This window comes from Tunturiibacter lichenicola (assembly GCF_051013355.1).
In the GTDB taxonomy this organism is placed as follows: Bacteria; Acidobacteriota; Terriglobia; order Terriglobales; family Acidobacteriaceae; genus Edaphobacter; species Edaphobacter lichenicola_F.
The window spans coordinates 3,953,683-3,970,159 of record NZ_CP132944.1; the positions used below are offsets into that span (position 1 = coordinate 3,953,683).

Sequence of the window (16,477 nt, forward strand, 5' to 3'; positions counted from 1 at the left end):
TGCTCGTCGGTGTATTGAAAGTGGCGGCCGGCGAGAAACTTTAGGTTCGTGGTTCCCGAAGTTGATCCGACTGCCGCTCTTATCGTTCCATGTAGACCGAAGCTGCTGGCACCCCTCCTATAAGCGAATGTTGAACTGAATAGAATAGAGGGGTGTTATCGAAGGATCCGTCGTTGTTTCCAGTTGAGAAGGTTGGGCTCGCATGCCTCGTTTGAGATGGATGACATCAAGAGACCGGCCATCGCGATCGCCTTCAGGCTCGTTTGTAGTAGCATTCTAATGCTGAACTTCCTGAGTTGAAGTCGAAGCAATTGCAGGTTATACCTGGGAACGGACCACGCGCAGTTGTCGGATGCGTTCCGTGGAACAGTAGATCAGGATGTCATGCGCGGCCTAGGCCTGGACACACTCTCCCACATACGAATGACAGTAAACGCTGCCGCCCCCAATCGCTTGGGGGTGCTTTTGTAGTTCAGTCAGCACTTGATAGGCACGCTGTGGCTCAATATCGAGCGTGCTAGCCGCCGCTGCATATTTTACCCACGGGTTCTCGTCCTGCAGCATTCTTAGGAAAAGGCTAATAGTGATTTCCCTGCGCAACGATCTTTTCTTCCCCATCAAGACGGGCCGCATGATTGGCCCCTTGTGGGTGCCTGTTTCAAGAGCCTCTCCGTAGTCCACTGCCGCTGCCCTGAAGTCTTCCAACAACTTCGCGTCGAAAAATGACTTTTTCATGGAATGATTTTTCTCAGATGTACGCGCAGGGTCAACTCGCCGTCCCCTGCCTAGCGGATCTACGAACATTCAATTTTGGAACCTCCAAAATGGCTACGGTCGCAATGGGTGCGGTCGTGCCGGTATTGATCGCGTCACCGGAGTTAGCAGGCGTACGCGTGGCTTATGAGACTCAAGCAAGTCCAATCAATTCCTAGCGCTTCGGTACGCGCCATGCAACAATATGTGCGAGTTTCGTAGTCGCGCAGCGTCGTCTTATTGGTCACTTTTCACCGTCTGAACGGTCGGTTGCACTATGCTGCCGGGAGCTAGAGGGGTCCGATGAAAAGCAGAACGCTCGTTGCCATGTGCGTAACACTACTGGCGGGATCGACAGCCGCGACACGGGCTCGCCCGGAACCGACCGAATGGAGAAACACCGAGGACTATTCGCGCGGTCAGCTTTTTGAGGAACATTTGGTGGCGACGGCTGCGCCGTTGCTGTACGCGGATCGGTCCAAGGCACTGAACGGTCCATTTGAGTTTCCCAAGAATGCCGCCAATGACGGTGGCAAACCCCGCGCCAATGCGATCTTCGGTATCGATGTCAGCCACTGGTCGTCAGTGGATCCACAATGCAAGGCCCAACTCGATCCGCGTAAGGAGATCGACTTTTCGACGCTCACCGGCCAGCGCATCCGGTTCGTGTATGTCAAAGCGACGCAGGACGTGAATTTTCGCGACTGCCGGTTCGCCGAATATTGGTCGGCGCTGGGCGCCCTGACATCGAAATCGAGGCCGCTGCGCGGCGCGTATCACTTCCTTACCGCGACCAAGCCGAGCCATGATCAAGCGCTGAGCTATGTTCGACTCCGCGCGCAATTAGGCGGCTTTGACAAGGCCGAGCTGCCGTCCGTGCTTGATCTTGAATGGGACAAGACGCCGACCAATCCTGACCGCTGGGTCGGAACGAAAAATGATGCCATCGTTGATGATGCAATCGATTGGCTCACATATGTCGCCAAACAATCGGGCAAAAATCCAATAATATATACGAGCAACGCTTGGCTGAGAGAGCATAACTTCACGGCAGCGCAGCTCGCTCGTCTCAAGCCCTATCGTTTGTGGATCGCGGATTATTCGGAAACGCGCCGCGCAATCGAGCAACCGTCGCGGCCGGCCGGCTTTGCTTGGGTGCTGTGGCAATTCACTGCAGCGTCGAAGCTGAGCATCGGAGCACCTAAGCCGCTCGATGCCTCGATCTTCAAGGGCACTGACGCAGAGTTCGCTGACCTCATGCAGATATCAGGCTCATGAGCACCCGCAACGGTTTGGGGGCGTTTGTTCTCCTGTGCAGTCTCATCTTGATTACGGGCGCGGTGAGCACTCGGGCAGCCTATGCCGAGGACGACGTGCGGTGCTCCAACGGCGCGTTTGTCGACAGGGAAGCGCGCTGCAAGTTCTTTGTCCACTTCGCACCCCGAGACAGCGACACTAAAGATGCGCGCATTCTTGCCGCGTTCGGCCACAATGCGTCGCAAATCCGCAGCATCGCTCTGGTCGTCGGAGTCAGTAAATATAGCAGCAGCTTCGAGAAGGGATCGCTGCCCGCCGCCCATGCTGACGTCGAGCGACTGAAAACCTTCCTCGTCAACCAGCAGTTCGATGAAATCATCGTTCTCGAGGACGAGGCGGCGACCCAGGAAACGATCAGCTACTTTTTAAGCAAGTATGTTGTCACCGAGGCTAACGCATTCGAGGGCCGCGCACGTGTGCTGTTTGCCTTCTCTGGGCATGGGGTCCCAGATGGTGCCGGATCAGCGCTGGCACTGTCGAGTGCGCAGACGACAAGTGACGTTCGCGGCCTCTATCGCTTGAGAGCGCTTCAAGGCGATCTGCAGACCGCAGCAGCGGCAAGTTGGCAGACACTGGGTTTAATCGACGCTTGCTACGGCGGCGATATTTTCGGCGTTGGCTTCGTCGGCGGAAACCCCAACGATTATCACGACAAAGGCGCTTACGTTATCACTGCGGGCAGCAAAGGCAGCCTCACGTGGACGATTGATAAAGGAGGCAGCGTCTTCTTCCAGGCGCTGATCGACGGCATCGAAAACGGGACTGCCAACAGCTTTCCCGTCCAAGTCGTCGATCCGAATAACCCCAAATCTTTAATCAATTATGGTGGCGTTGTCACACAGGGTCAGGCCTTCGCCGAGGCGACGCGAGTAATTCTCGACGTGCAAGCCGGAGTCATCAAAGCAGAGGTGAACCCTGCCGCACTCTCACCGCCATGGGAAGGATCGGTGATGCCCGACAGTGCGTCGACGGGCGCATTCTTCTTTCTTGCTAACACGCCAACAACCAAGGCCGTGCCCATCGCCGAGATCGCCCCCAAGATCGATCCGCGCGAATTTTCAGGGCAAGGCCAGAAGACACAGACGCAGCTCCATTCGTATGTGGTGCGTGGGATCGACGTCAGCCATTATTCGGGCCAAGTCGATTGGCAAAAGGTTGCGGCGAGTGGCATCGATTTTGCCTACGTCAAGGCAACGCAGGGCACTACTCTGATCGATCCGATGCTCCAACGAAATCTCGACGCGCTCCACATCGCCTCACTGCCGCACGGCGTCTATCTGACCTACGACTTCTGCCAGAATCCCGACTTGGAGGTAGAGAACTTGCTGAGGATCGTACCGTACGGGACGGACATGCTGCCGATAGCCCTCGACCTTGAATGGTTCGAAGGCAGCGGCATTAATACGCCGTCTTCGTTCCGCATGCAGATGAAGTGCGCCAATGCTGACATAACTCTGACTAGGAATAATGTGCTTCGGGTCTTGCAGCGCTTGACAGTCGCATACGGGCGCGCGCCGATCATCTTCCTGCCCAGTGTGTCCCGCAATTTGCTCGACACACGGTTCGACGCTTATCCACGCTGGACCGCCGATTACAGCCACGGTTCGAACGAAGCAGGTAGGCCAAGAGATTTGATTTGGACGATATGGCAATACAGCGACAGAGGCGTGATCTCCGGCGTGACAGGACCCACGGATGTGGATGTCTTCGCGGGCGACCAGAAGGCATTTGCGCTTTTCTTGAAAGGCCACCACTGATCTTGGTGAACCTGAGGAACCGAACTTGACCCCTCCCTGAATTCGCGTACTTCAAGTGCAGGGCTAAAATAGAGCGGCAGCTTACCTATTGCAGCAGTTTTACCGCTCGGCCACCGAGGGGGCACGGCCTGGCGCCTTGGGGCCTGACGGGAAATCGGTCTGCCAAGCCTGGCGTTCTAATTCGGTTTCTGGACAGAAAGCGTTGCCCAGTCGGAAACGAAGTTCCTTGAAAACAGGGCGGTCTCAACCGGTCGATGCAACAGTATCTAATCAGCTGATCCACAAATGCTTACCTTGAAGAATCGATCTGTTTGGCTGATTGTGGCCAAACCGTTCCGGGTGATCTAACCCTGGCCAGCGCATTTAGCTTTTGTTTCAACGAATGTGGGAGTGTTGGTCGACCCATTGAGACCGCCGGGGTTATAGGAAATCCCAAACGTAGCTCTGGCCGAGAACTGTTCGATTCCCCAAAGCGCCTACTCGAGAAGTTAACCACATGAAATCCTCCCTCGTGTATTCACTTACTTACTCTAGGTAAAATTTACACATAAACTTACACATTCAGCTGTTGTGTTGGTATAACTAATTCATAATATTGGCGGAACTGGCAGACGCAGCGGACTCAAAATCCGTCGGAAGCAATTCCATGGGGGTTCGATTCCCCCTCCCGGCACCAAGTATCCCATTTGTTTGCAATGATTTGCGAGCATGGAAGAGGCCGACCCGAGTTCGTCCCGGTACAAATACGGTACAGTGCGCATCCTTTTTATTTTGAATAACTTGGGGTATGTGGTGCGTTTCCGCCCATTCGCTAGACTACGTTTGGCTGGCACCCGCTTACGCTAAATTAGCGTTTGCGTGGCAGATAATCGGTCCGCTAAAAGAGGGCACTCGCCTGACAACACCTCCGCGGTGGACTAGCCTCGAGCGACGGTTTGGGAAGCCGCCGGAGCTCTCAGCGGTGACTCTCTGCGGGCAACCTGGTCTTCGCAGGGCTTCTATCTCCCGATTTGCGATATAGCTGCCAGGCTTCAACGACGCAGGCAGGTCTAGCTTGGATCGCCATATCAGAGGTTTGAATCTAGATAGGGTGAGCCTCCCTTGCAGGGACCAAGGCTTATGGCAGGTATCCGTCCTTCTGCCACTGGACGAACAACGCTAGCTGGGCTGCCGTCCAATAAGGTCCGCCGGGCGGCGTGGAAGGCTGCTCACCATTGTGAACAGCGGCTCGCCGGTACGTTTCCTGTGAACTCAAGATCGGAGATCGTTGAGCGCGGATTAATGGACCTCGCGTTTTGACGACACGGGCAAGGCGACATTGAAAGTTGCGCCGCCATCAGGATTGTTCTCCGCCCAGAGCCGCCCGCCGTGGGCTTCGACGATAGATCTTGAGACGGCCAGGCCTATGCCCATGCCCTTTTCCTTGGTTGTCACAAAGGCATCGAATATCTTTTCGGTATCTTGGAGTCCGGTGCCATTATCGATGACCTGGACAACGACCTCGTGCTCCTGTGTAACAAAGGACTTCAGCAGAATCCTGGCCGCATTTGCACTCCCGTCGGTCGCTTCAATCGCATTCGAAACCAGGTTGATAAACAGCTGCTGGATTTGAATACGGTCGACCCAAATTGGCGGCAGGCTACTTTCGATGGACCAGTCAACTTGAACCTGGCGCTTTTTGGGGTCTTCATGGACAAAACGTATGGACTCCCGAATGATGTCCAGAACACTCTCGTCACGCTTCTTGTATGGTCCGCTCCTAAAAAGAGCGCGAATGCGCTGCATGGTCTCATCAGCTAAACGAAGATCTCTCAATATTCGCCCAATCGAGGCGTTTGTTTCGATTAGATCTGGCGGATTGGCTGCCAACCAACGCTTCGCGGCTTGAGCATTTCCAAGCACAGCCATAAGCGGCTGATTAAGTTCATGAGCGATCGATGCTGAGAGCTCAGCTACGGTTGCGATTTTCGACGCTGTGCTGAGCTTGTTGCGCGTATCCCTAAGATGGTTTTCTGCCCGTTTACGCTCATCGATGTCGATCGAGAGACCATACCACTGAATGATCTTGCCGTGGGGATCACGTAACGGTTCGCCCATGGAATGATGCCATCGGTACTCTCCATCTGCACGTCGATAGCGGTGAATCACGTTGTAAGACTCTCCAGTTTCGATTGCCCGGAAGAATGCCTTCGCGCTCTCCTCTCGATCATCAGGATGAAGTCCCTCCCACCCGCGATTAACGAATTCTTCGAAGGACGTTCCACGATATTCAAGAAATCTCTGAGAGAGATGCGTTGGTTCTCCGGCCGGCGACGTTGACCAAAGCATTGCAGGAATCGTTTCGATAATGCCAAGGAGTTCATGCTCTCGCATCTGAAGAGCAGTTTCAGTCTTCTTCATGACCGGAATCCACGCTGCTCGGAATTTCTCCGCCGTTTACGACGTCGATCGGATGCGGTGGGATTAAGCGAGCATTCATATCTACGAAATGAGAGTTTGTGCAATCGCCCAGAGACGTGCAGCATTATCAGGATTCAAAGCATAAGGAGCGACGCCTCCGCTAAAGTCCGACGGGCGTTGGCTAACGGTACTTGCCTCGTTACAATCCTCGAAATAACACCCGCCTATGCCGGCAAGGAGAGGAGATACCGCCACCAGCACCGATGTCGCCGCACCCTGTTGAATTGACTTCCGTCGTTCAGGCGGAGTCTTCAAGCCGCCTGTATGCTTCTGAAGGTTTGTTGCGATAGCGCCCGGGTTGACGGCATTTACAAAAATTCCGTCCTCCATCCAGCGGCGCGTAGCCTCCACCGCGAACAAAACGTTCGCCGTCTTCGATTGTCCATAGGCAACAAACGGCTGATAAGGAAGAAAGTTGAAGTGCAAGTCATCGAAGATGACCGGTGAAATCATATTTGCGCTTGAACTCAGCGACACGACACGCGCACCGTTTGCGGTTGCCAAGAAACGATGTAGTCCGACGGTCAAAGCGAAATGTCCCAGGAAGTTTGTGGCAAACTGCCCCTCGTATCCCTCCCGCGTTCGCACCAGTTCCGGGAGTGCCATGATCCCTGCGTTGTTAATCAGAATGTGAAGGGGACCCCTCCACGCACCAACAAACGCTCTCACAGACGCGAGATCAGACAAATCAAGATGGGCAACAGCGATCTTCGGATTACCGGTTGTTTCTTTGATATTCGCTGCCACGATATTGCCGGCTTCAACGTTCCTGACAGCCAAAGTCACTTCTGCGCCAGTGAGAGCCAACGTCCTGGCGGTCTCGATTCCGATACCGGACGACCCTCCCGTTACGATGACACGGGTTTCGGAAAGATTGATACCATTCACCACCTCTTCAGCGGTAGAGTGAAAACCGAATGTCGTTTTAATTTGAGGCATGTGTTATCCAATTCTGCGGTTCGTGGTTGAAGTTCTATAGCCTGCAAAGCAATCTGCCGAGAGTTTATGCGAGAAAAGAAATCAGTAAAACTCGAGCAGCTGAACGCGCCTTCATCGACTTCCTCTGGAACACCTTCGTGGTTTTTACGAATCGTGCTCACCTCCGACTCCTTGTTGTTTTGATCTGGCAACACGCGCGTATGCAGGTGTTTACCTTCTTCATAAAATCTGCCCGAGAGGGATTCCCCTCTTTCCAGGTGAGCCCAAACAGGAAGAGTACTTCTGAGATTTCTTCGGGCGTGCAAACATTTCTGGCATTCTTGAACTCAGATGAACGGGCTATTGTCTCCGCAAGCTTTTCCTTGAAGGCAACCTTGAATTCCTCGATCTGACTTCCGGACAAGCGCTCTCCTGCTTCGATGACATCGAACGATCGCGGGGTGAACGTCACCAGATGACGTCCGAACCATGCGTCCATCGCGCCCATAAGCCGCTGAACGAGCGCAGTGTCAGCCTTGCCCAATTCTTGTCGAACCAGGTTCAGGCCGTCCTCCAGGTATTTCTGATTCGCAGCCCGGAATATCTCCTCTTTGCTTGAGAAATGGAGATAGAGTCCCTGCTTCGAAATATCCGCGGCGTCAGCCAGATCTTCGATTGAGGTCTTCTTAAATCCCGACTTGCCGAAAACCAGGATAGCCGCATTCAAGATCAATTCTTTCTTGTCCGGCCTGGCTAGCTGGGATTTAGGTTGATTCTTCATTTGACCATATTGACTAAAATGTTCAAATTAGTCAAGTGCGGTGTTAGCATTTAGGGACGAAATCTCGAGCAGATGTGAGCCGAAGGGGAGATTGCGGTTCCAGAAAGCGACAGCACCCCAGGCTTCATTCGCATAAAATGCGAGAATGCTCTCGACTGTGTCAAATTCTGCCCGAGTGGAGCCGCAGCAGGAGCGTGCAACACGGCGGCTTGCGAATTTTCTAGATGTTGCAGCGGTGCTCTTTGCAGAGATCGGCTATGAGGCCACAACCATGACTGCTATCGCTGAGCGTAGCGGTTCAGGGATTGGCACGCTTTATCACTATTTCCCAGACAAGCAATCCATGGCCTTCGCTCTTTTGAACCAATACGCACAGAAACTCGAGGCTTATTGGAAGCCTTTGATGGAACAGGCGGAGACACTGTCCCACACCGCATTTGCGGAAACGTTCCTTGAACGCGTTATCGAATTCCTAAGGGAACGTCCCGCATATCTGCAGCTACTGGCCGCGCCGATCCAGTTTTCTCGTGATCCCGCTGCGCGCAGGGCTTTGCGCGTTGCCATCGCGAATGCCTTTAGAGCGAAGGACCCATCGCTCACCAGCGTAAAGGCTATGTTGGCCGCAAACATCACTCTCCAGATGGTCAAAGGCATGACAACGCTCTACGGAGAAGCAGGTCCGAGGGAGAAGCCTCTCATCATCGCAGAATATAAGAAGGCCCTTACTCACTACCTGGGAAGCATTTTGTCCGAGGACGAGCGGTCTTCAAAAGAGAGGTCACGGTAAGGCAGGCCGTTTCTCGACCGCACCATGAGCTTTAAGGCGCTCGCCGTAGGGGAAACTCGGAAAAGTTGGCACACGACTTAAAGTCAGCTTGCTGGCGGACAAGGACCTGTTTTGCTGCGTGGCTCATACCGAATGGGGCAGACCAGAATAGCCTCTACGACAAAACATCATCAGTGACAGAGATCCATCTTGGCCGTTTCGATCGGGGCGATGCGCACGATAAGACTCTGACGAAGCACTTGGGCAACCAGAATGGGAGCCGAACGCTAGTCCGCCCTGGATCGGCGATGCTCTTTCTTCCGGCGGGCCCGGACGCGCTTCAGTACAAAGAGCCGTTGTCTTGAACCGCTCATACCCGCAAATCTCCGCCATCAGCTCAACATAAACATGTAATAGATCAAGGGTGCTACTTGGCATATTGTCTTATTCGTAAAGCCGAGGGTGCCCTCGGGTTATGGAGCTACGTTGAACTCATGGCGCAGCGTCTCAGAAAAACACGTTGCACTCACAACATCCAGGAGTCTACAAATGCCATCTGTATCCGCGATTAAGGAAGAAACCCAGACCCCAACTCATCTAACTGAGACTATCGTCGACAAACTAAACAATCCCTCCACCTCCTCAGATTTTGATTTGCATGAGGGAGTGAATCAAGTGCTTGCAGATGTCGGAATGTCAGCCGCGGACAGCGGTGGGCAACTAACTTTCTATGGCCAGGACCCGATCATTCCGAGCCGGATCCGGTTTGCAACGACGGCAGGTATAGGGCTTGCCGCCAAAACCATTGCGGCGGCGGCGGTGTGGAGAGACCGAACCGGACAGGGCCAGGACATTCATGTCGACATCCGTAAGGCATATCGACGCTTCAGTGGCTTCTTCGATGGGATCTGGGAGACCATAAACGGGCGCTCTCCCGCAATGGGAGTTTTTGAAAATAGTCCCTTCTTAAAGTTTCCCCTCTTCCGTGAGACACGTGATGGCCGGCATATCACGTGTCTGAGTTTCTATCCTAAAGCGCATCAACGCGCACTCAACTTCTTCCGTTGCAGCGACAGCCTCGAATCACTTCAGAATTCCGTTCTGCAGTGGCGCGCAGATGACCTTGAGGTCGCTGCAGCGGAAGAGGGTTTGATCCTTGGCAAAGTTCGTACTTTTGAAGAGTTCAGCAAGGAGCTGCAGTACACCGAAGTGCTTGCGAAGATGCCCCTAATCTCGGTCGAGAAGATCGGTGAAAGCGAGCCTGTTCCATTCAAGCCAGACGCCAAAGCACCACTTGACGGCATTCGGGCTTTCGGAATGGGGCATGTGATTGCGGGCGCTGGAATGGGACGAGATTTGGCCTTCTATGGCGCCGATGTCCTGAATATCTGGAGGCCTGACAACGCCGAAGTAGAGGCCTTCTTCTGGGACGTTCAGGTTGGCATGCGCTCTACCATTCTGGACTCCTCTAAGGAAGATCGCGCCAAGTTCGATACCTTGCTCAAGGATGCCGACATCTTCTTCATTAACAAACGCCCTGGATATTCGAAGTCCAACGGGCTGGATGCGGAAGAATTGTGTGCGAAAAAGCCAGGACTGATCCACGCCAGCATCGTTCTTCACGGAGAAACCGGGCCGTGGTCGAACCGGCCTGGCTTTGATGAGACTGGTGCAACGGTGGCGGGTATCTTTGCTGCCGAAGGGACTCTCGCCAGTCCGAAGCAGCCGCCTATTAAGCCCATCTGCGACAACGTTGTGGGGTGGCTCGGCACTGTGGGCATTCTCGCAGCGTTGCGCAGGCGCGCCGTGGAGGGAGGAAGCTATAAGGTTGTTGTCTCCCTCACTCGCACTGTGCTCTGGCAGCTCTCGCTCGGCATCTTCGACAAGACCTACGCCCAAACGGCTGCCGGCTCCACGGAAGAACGCACCAATATCGCCCCGGATCTGTTCACCGCAGAGACTCCACTTGGCACATACCAAGGGCTCGACGAGCAGGTCTACCTGTCCAAGTCGCCTGGATCGTTTCGGACCGTGCTCGTTCCGCGTGGATCGAACAAACCTGAGTGGCGGAGTTGATTCGGATACGTGTGTCTCATTTCGGACTGCCTCCAGTCGGATTTGACAAGAGCGCGTTGAGGCGATGGTAGGCGGTCAAGGGAACGCAATGTCAATTCCTGCGGCTTCGTGGCGAAGTTCAAACAACAAGGAGAAGTATCATGGCAAAAATCGAAGAGATCCAAAATGTAGCTATAGTCGGCACAGGAGTCATCGGTGCAAGCTGGGCGGCTTATTACCTGTCCCGCGGATTCAGCGTAGTTGCAACCGACCCCGCGCCGAATGCAGAGGCTAGTCTTCGCAAGTATGTTGACGAAGCCTGGAAGATACTCAGCAAAAACGGACTGTCTCCCAGTGCTTCGCGTGACCGGTTGAGCTTCGCGCCAAGCATGGCTCAGGCGCTCGCCAAAGCGGACTTTGTTCAGGAAAACGGACCCGAACGCCCTGACTTCAAGGCGAAGTTATTCGCAGAGATGGACGATGCCACGCCTCCTGACTCGATCATTGCCTCGAGTTCTTCGGGCATAACTATGGATGTGATCCAGTCCGCGTGCAAGCGCCCCGAGCGGTGTGTGATCGGACACCCTTTCAATCCGCCTCACGTTATTCCATTGGTTGAAGTGGTGGGCGGAGCCAAAACGTCGCCAGAAACGATCGAGAGGGCCATGGCGTTTTATGCGTCGATCGGAAAAAAGCCAATTCGTTTGTTCAAGGCGCTTCCCGGTCACGTCGCCAACCGGCTGCAGGCGGCACTCTACAAGGAAGTGCTCTACCTCATTCAGGAAGGCGTACTGAGCGTCGCCGACGCCGACGTTGCAGTGAGCTACGGGCCCGGGCCTCGATGGGGCGTGATGGGACCAAGCCTCCAGTGGCACCTCGGCGGAGGGGCGGGTGGGATTAAGCATTTTATGGAACACATCATGGGTCCTATGGAGACCTGGATGAAGGCTCTCGGCACCCCGAACATTACGCCGGAGCTGAAGCAGACCGTCGCCGACGCCGTCCTGAAAATTGCTGGCAATCGTTCGGTCGAACAGCTCGCTGCAGAGGAGAACGAGGTCGTCACGGAGCTCCTCAGCAATCGCGCGAACGCTGGTCTCTAATTCTTGGACCTGCGCTTTTGAACGACATTGAAAACAGAACAAGGAGATTTGTACATGAATACGATAACTTCAACACCCGTCAACGCAGGAACTGGTAAGTCAACGTTGTCCGGGCGGCTCTTCTTCCTGGATAACGGAGCCGGTCGCGTGTTGACCGCAAATCCGGACGGTTCTGATTTGAGGACCCTCATCGAGGAAGGTCGAAAAGGGCCGGACGGAGTGGTGATCGACGTTCCCGCCGGACACATCTACTGGACCAACATGGGCAATTTTAAAGAGAATGATGGCGCCATCCTTCGCTCGGATCTCGATGGCAAAAACATCACCGCCGTCGTTCCTCCAGGTGATACATTCACGCCCAAGCAGATCAAACTGGAGAAGAAGAGCGGCAAGCTCTACTGGTCAGATCGCGAAGGTATGAGGGTGATGCGAGCAAACCTGGATGGATCGAAGATCGAAACTCTCGTGGACACGAGCCACGGCGATCCACGCCCTGGGCAAGAGGTGAGGAAATGGTGTGTTGGCATCGCCGTGGATGCTGAAGGCGGCAAGTTTTACTGGACCCAGAAAGGGGCAGGCAACGCCGGTGATGGTCGAATCTTTCGGGCTAACATCAAGATCCCGAAAGGTCAGTCACCCGCGAATCGCACTGACATTGAACTTCTTTATGAAAACCTGCCTGAGCCGATCGATCTGGACCTCGACCTCGCCAATCGGACCCTTTATTGGACCGACCGCGGGGACCCGCCGCGTGGCAACACGGTGAATCGTGCACCGATGGATCCTGAAACAGGGAATCGAAAGGAGCCTGAGATTCTTTTTACGCATTTAGAGGAAGGCATTGGGCTGGCTTTAGACCTGAAAGGCGGTCGCATGTTTATGACGGATTACGCCGGCTCGCTCTACAGCGCCAATATCGACGGATCAAACCGGAAGATGTTGGCGTATGCGCAAGGAAACCTCACAGGCATCGCGTATGTAGAGCTGCCAGCCGAGCATTAACCGAAAACCACGGGTTCGCCATAATCGACATCCCATGCTTTCAGGCTCGTAATGCGGGAAACGCATTACGAGCCTGGAAACAATCTTCGAAAGGCTAGTCGCTTCTAACTGGACTGTGTCTCTGGGGCGTTCCAAAGTAAAGTACCGTCTCAAAAATTAAAGATCTGAGAGCAAAGAGATGACAACGAAAGCTACTCTTGTGGTAATTGTTGGCGGCGGATTTGGCGGACTCGCCGCAGCCAAGGGATTAAAACGCTCTCCGGTCGAAGTGCTACTCATCGATCGCTCCAATCATCACGTCTTCCAGCCCCTCCTATATCAGGTGGCAACCTCGGTTTTGGCCCCCGGTCAGATTGCATCGCCCATCCGAAGTCTCCTGGCTGAGCAGGCAAACACATCGGTGATGTTGGGCGACGTGACCGGCGTCGATGCGGCTTCAAAGCAGGTGATCGTGGATGGCGACGACAAGGTCGGAATCCGGATCAGCTATGACTATCTGATTCTTGCGACTGGGGCGACTCACAGTTACTTCGGCCATGACGAGTTCGCTGCGTTTGCGCCGGGGCTCAAGAGCCTGTCGGATGCTGAATCTCTCCGAAACCATTTACTGGAAGTCTTTGAGAAAGCTGAGATCGAAGACGATCAAGATCGACGCCAGGCCTTGATGACCTTTGTGATGGTCGGCGCAGGACCGACTGGTGTCGAGATGGCAAGCGCAATTGCAGTCATGACCGAAACCACATTCCGAAAAGACTTCCGTCGAATCGATCCGAAGTCAGCCCACATCGTTCTCGCGGATATGGCGTCTCGCCCTCTTGGCACATTTTCGGAGAAGCTGTCTGAAGCCGCAAGGCAGCACATGGTGTCGCTTGGTATCGATGTCCGTCTCGGAAAGCCGGTTCAGGCCATCGACGGAGATGGCGTGGTGATTGGAGATGAACGTATTCACGCAAAGACGGTAGTATGGACGGCGGGTGTTGCTCCTTCGCCGGCGGGAAAATGGCTCGGGTGTGCAGTTGACCGTGCGGGCCGCGTTCGAATTCAACCAGACCTTACAGTCCCCGGTCATCCGGATGTGTTTGTTGTTGGAGACACGGCATCACTCGATCAGGACGGCCGACCGCTCCCCGGAGTCGCTCAAGTTGCGATGCAGCAAGGTAAGTATGCGGCCAAGTCCATCTCCCGCAAGGTGATTGGCCATCCTCCCTTGCCACCATTTCGTTATTTCGATAAAGGCAATCTTGCCGTTGTGGGCAAGAGTTTCGCAGTGCTACAAAGCGCAGGCGTTCAACTCAGCGGCTTTATGGCCTGGCTCGTGTGGGCTCTCATCCACATTCAATTCCTGACGGAGACCAGCCTAAGGTTCAGTGTCTTTCTGCAATGGGTGTGGACTTATCTGAGTGGCAAGCGCGGTGCTCAGCTGATTATCCGGCCGCGGTCGGGCAGTTGAGTCAAGTTGTGTTACCAAGGACCTTCTTATGTCAATCGAAAAGGTAATTACACCGCCTGGGCAAAGGCAATGGACGGACGGGTTGGCAATCAGACTTCATGTCCGAATTGGTCTCTGCGATAAAGGCCAGAAAAACAATCTGCAAACGCTCAGCTTCACTGCCGAGCGCAACGGAGGAAATTTCTATGAACGTATCAACTCAAATGAATGATCCGGAATCAGGTATATCCCCTGACTCCGATGAGGGATCAAGCTGTTTATCCCGCCGCAAGATGATTCTTGGTGGTGCAGCAGTTGTAGCAGCCATAAGTCTGCCGAAGAACAGCTTGGCATCAACGCCACTCTCAACGACAGACCAGCCTTGGAAGAACAACAATGGAAAGGATGACAACGTGAATTCGACAACAGACATACCGGGAACAACGCAAACCTTCGACCCCAGCAACTTCACCGTTGTACCTGCGCGAACGTTTGAAGACTTACGCGTTGGCGAAATCTTTCGCGCACCAAGCCGCACACTCACCGATGCGCACGCCTCGGCCTTCCAGGCAGTTTCGGCTGACAATCATCCTATTCACTACGACGTGGAGTATGCACGGCGTCACGGACACACAGCCCCAGTAGTGCATGGCTTGCAGGTACTTGCGTTCACGGCTCCCGGGGCAACGCTGTTTCCTCAGTACATCGGAGACGTGTTCATCGCGTTTACCGAGGCGTCCTGCAAATTTCTTAAGGAAGTACATGCCGGAGACACGCTCTATTCTGCTCTTGAGATTGTTGCTCTCACCCCGCAGGGAGATAGCGGCCAGGTAACGACGAGGGCCACAGTCCATAACCAGCGCGGTGAACTCGTGCTCTCTGGGGAACACAAGTATCTTCTACGCCGACCCGCCTAATCTCATTGCTAGCAAAACCGTGTGACGTCGTGCGGCGAGTATGATGCCTGCTTTAGGTAATTGGCCGCAATTGGTCCCCCTAGGAGAGATATATGCCAGCCAAGCCTGAACAGATACGCATTGCCATCCTCGATGATTATCAGAACGTTGCCCTTTCAATGGCTGACTGGTCAGCGCTCGACGGACGAGCGACGGTCACTGTATTCAATGACCATCTCGAAAGCACCGATGATGTTGTCGCGCGCCTTCAGCCCTTCGAGATCGTCTGTGTCATGCGAGAGCGCACGCCGATGACGCGCGCGATCATCGAGCGACTACCCAAGCTTCGCGTGATTGCCTCGACGGGGTTTCGGAATGCCTCGATCGACCTTGAGGCCGCTGCAGAGCGAGGCGTGCAGACTCTCAATACTGGCTACAGTTCGGCGCCGACAATCGAAATGACCTGGGCGCTGATACTGGCCAGCTCGCGCAACCTGATTGAAGAGAATGCCGCACTACGCAGTGGCGGATGGCAGCGTCATGTCGGTGACGAAATCGCAGGGCGAACACTTGGCCTGCTCGGCTTGGGCAACATTGGTCGCGAGGTAGCACGGATCGGGAAGGCGTTCGGCATGACCGTCATAGCCTGGAGCCAAAACCTCACCGGTGAGCAAGCGGCTGATGTCGGTGCTGTCAAGGTACCAAAGGACGATTTGTTTCGACGAGCCGATATCGTGAGTATCCACCTGGTTCTGAGTGACCGTACCCGTGGGCTCGTGGGGGCGGCGGAGTTTGCGCTCATGAAGCCGACAGCCCGGCTCGTGAACACGTCGCGCGGACCGATCGTTGTCGAGGCCGATCTCCTCGATGCGCTCAAAAGCGGCAAGATCGCGGGGGCAGGGATAGACGTCTTCGATCAGGAGCCGCTTCCGCTCGATCACCCTTTCCGCAGCCTGCCGAACCTGCTGGCTACTCCACATATCGGCTACGTCTCGCGCAACCTATACGGGCGCTTCTACCAGGACACAGTCAGCAACATTATTCGATGGCTCGATGGTAAAGATTAGAGGACTTCTGCCGGTTTGGGGTCTTGGCGTAAGCGATGATGTAAAGTCTCAAAGCAATGGCTCAGATCACTCAATCAGAGGTCTCACGCGCGACAGGACCGTAGCAGCCTCTCCTTATCCGGATAGATGATTACCACGTTGCTGGCTAACTGCCAAGTGTACGAGATGGCATG

13 protein-coding genes are annotated in these 16,477 nt (G+C 54.5%); 9 read left to right on the forward strand and 4 right to left on the reverse strand.

Annotated features, from left to right (window positions below):
- Positions 1-393: 393 nt before the first annotated feature.
- Positions 394-735, reverse strand: coding sequence for a HEAT repeat domain-containing protein (locus RBB82_RS16660; RefSeq protein ID WP_433971874.1), 342 nt, complete (start codon positions 733-735; stop codon positions 394-396).
- Between the two features lie 321 nt (positions 736-1,056).
- Between RBB82_RS16660 and RBB82_RS16665 the strand changes: the two genes are divergently transcribed.
- Both RBB82_RS16665 and RBB82_RS16670 read left to right on the forward strand, forming a co-directional pair.
- The gene (locus tag RBB82_RS16665; protein WP_433971875.1) at positions 1,057-2,031 is read left to right on the forward strand and encodes a glycoside hydrolase family 25 protein; all 975 of its coding nucleotides are present in this window, start codon (positions 1,057-1,059) and stop codon (positions 2,029-2,031) included.
- A complete protein-coding gene (locus RBB82_RS16670; protein ID WP_433971876.1) occupies positions 2,028-3,827 on the forward strand; it encodes a GH25 family lysozyme in 1,800 nt (599 codons plus the stop codon). The genes RBB82_RS16665 and RBB82_RS16670 overlap by 4 nt, the downstream gene beginning before the upstream one ends.
- A gap of 1,278 nt (positions 3,828-5,105) precedes the next feature.
- Here RBB82_RS16670 and RBB82_RS16675 read toward each other — a convergent pair.
- The 3 genes from RBB82_RS16675 to RBB82_RS16685 form a co-directional block, all read right to left on the reverse strand.
- Complete coding sequence (locus RBB82_RS16675) at positions 5,106-6,227, reverse strand: PAS domain-containing sensor histidine kinase (RefSeq protein WP_433971877.1); 1,122 nt, start codon at positions 6,225-6,227, stop codon at positions 5,106-5,108.
- An 81-nt stretch (positions 6,228-6,308) separates the two neighbouring features.
- Positions 6,309-7,226 (reverse strand): SDR family NAD(P)-dependent oxidoreductase, encoded by a 918-nt coding sequence (locus RBB82_RS16680; RefSeq protein WP_433971878.1) that lies wholly within the window; start codon positions 7,224-7,226, stop codon positions 6,309-6,311.
- Positions 7,227-7,383: 157 nt separating this feature from the next.
- Entirely contained in the window at positions 7,384-7,986 is a 603-nt protein-coding gene (locus RBB82_RS16685; RefSeq protein ID WP_433971879.1) for a TetR/AcrR family transcriptional regulator, read from the reverse strand.
- Positions 7,987-8,143: 157 nt separating this feature from the next.
- On the opposite strand from RBB82_RS16685, the gene RBB82_RS16690 reads away from it, so the two are divergent.
- From RBB82_RS16690 to RBB82_RS16720, 7 genes are all read left to right on the forward strand, one after another.
- Positions 8,144-8,773 carry a TetR/AcrR family transcriptional regulator gene (locus RBB82_RS16690; protein ID WP_433971880.1) on the forward strand — a complete coding sequence of 210 codons (630 nt, stop codon included), beginning with the start codon at positions 8,144-8,146 and terminating at the stop codon, positions 8,771-8,773.
- 528 nt (positions 8,774-9,301) lie between these two features.
- Complete coding sequence (locus RBB82_RS16695) at positions 9,302-10,828, forward strand: CoA transferase (protein ID WP_433971881.1); 1,527 nt, start codon at positions 9,302-9,304, stop codon at positions 10,826-10,828.
- A 140-nt stretch (positions 10,829-10,968) separates the two neighbouring features.
- Complete coding sequence (locus RBB82_RS16700) at positions 10,969-11,910, forward strand: 3-hydroxyacyl-CoA dehydrogenase NAD-binding domain-containing protein (protein ID WP_433971882.1); 942 nt, start codon at positions 10,969-10,971, stop codon at positions 11,908-11,910.
- Positions 11,911-11,964: 54 nt separating this feature from the next.
- Positions 11,965-12,912, forward strand: coding sequence for a 3-hydroxyacyl-CoA dehydrogenase (locus RBB82_RS16705; protein WP_433971883.1), 948 nt, complete (start codon positions 11,965-11,967; stop codon positions 12,910-12,912).
- Between the two features lie 178 nt (positions 12,913-13,090).
- Positions 13,091-14,362, forward strand: coding sequence for an NAD(P)/FAD-dependent oxidoreductase (locus tag RBB82_RS16710; protein WP_433971884.1), 1,272 nt, complete (start codon positions 13,091-13,093; stop codon positions 14,360-14,362).
- Positions 14,363-14,547: 185 nt separating this feature from the next.
- Positions 14,548-15,258 (forward strand): MaoC family dehydratase, encoded by a 711-nt coding sequence (locus RBB82_RS16715; RefSeq protein WP_433971885.1) that lies wholly within the window; start codon positions 14,548-14,550, stop codon positions 15,256-15,258.
- Positions 15,259-15,350: 92 nt separating this feature from the next.
- Entirely contained in the window at positions 15,351-16,304 is a 954-nt protein-coding gene (locus RBB82_RS16720) for a D-2-hydroxyacid dehydrogenase family protein (protein WP_433971886.1), read from the forward strand.
- Positions 16,305-16,477 lie beyond the last annotated feature (173 nt).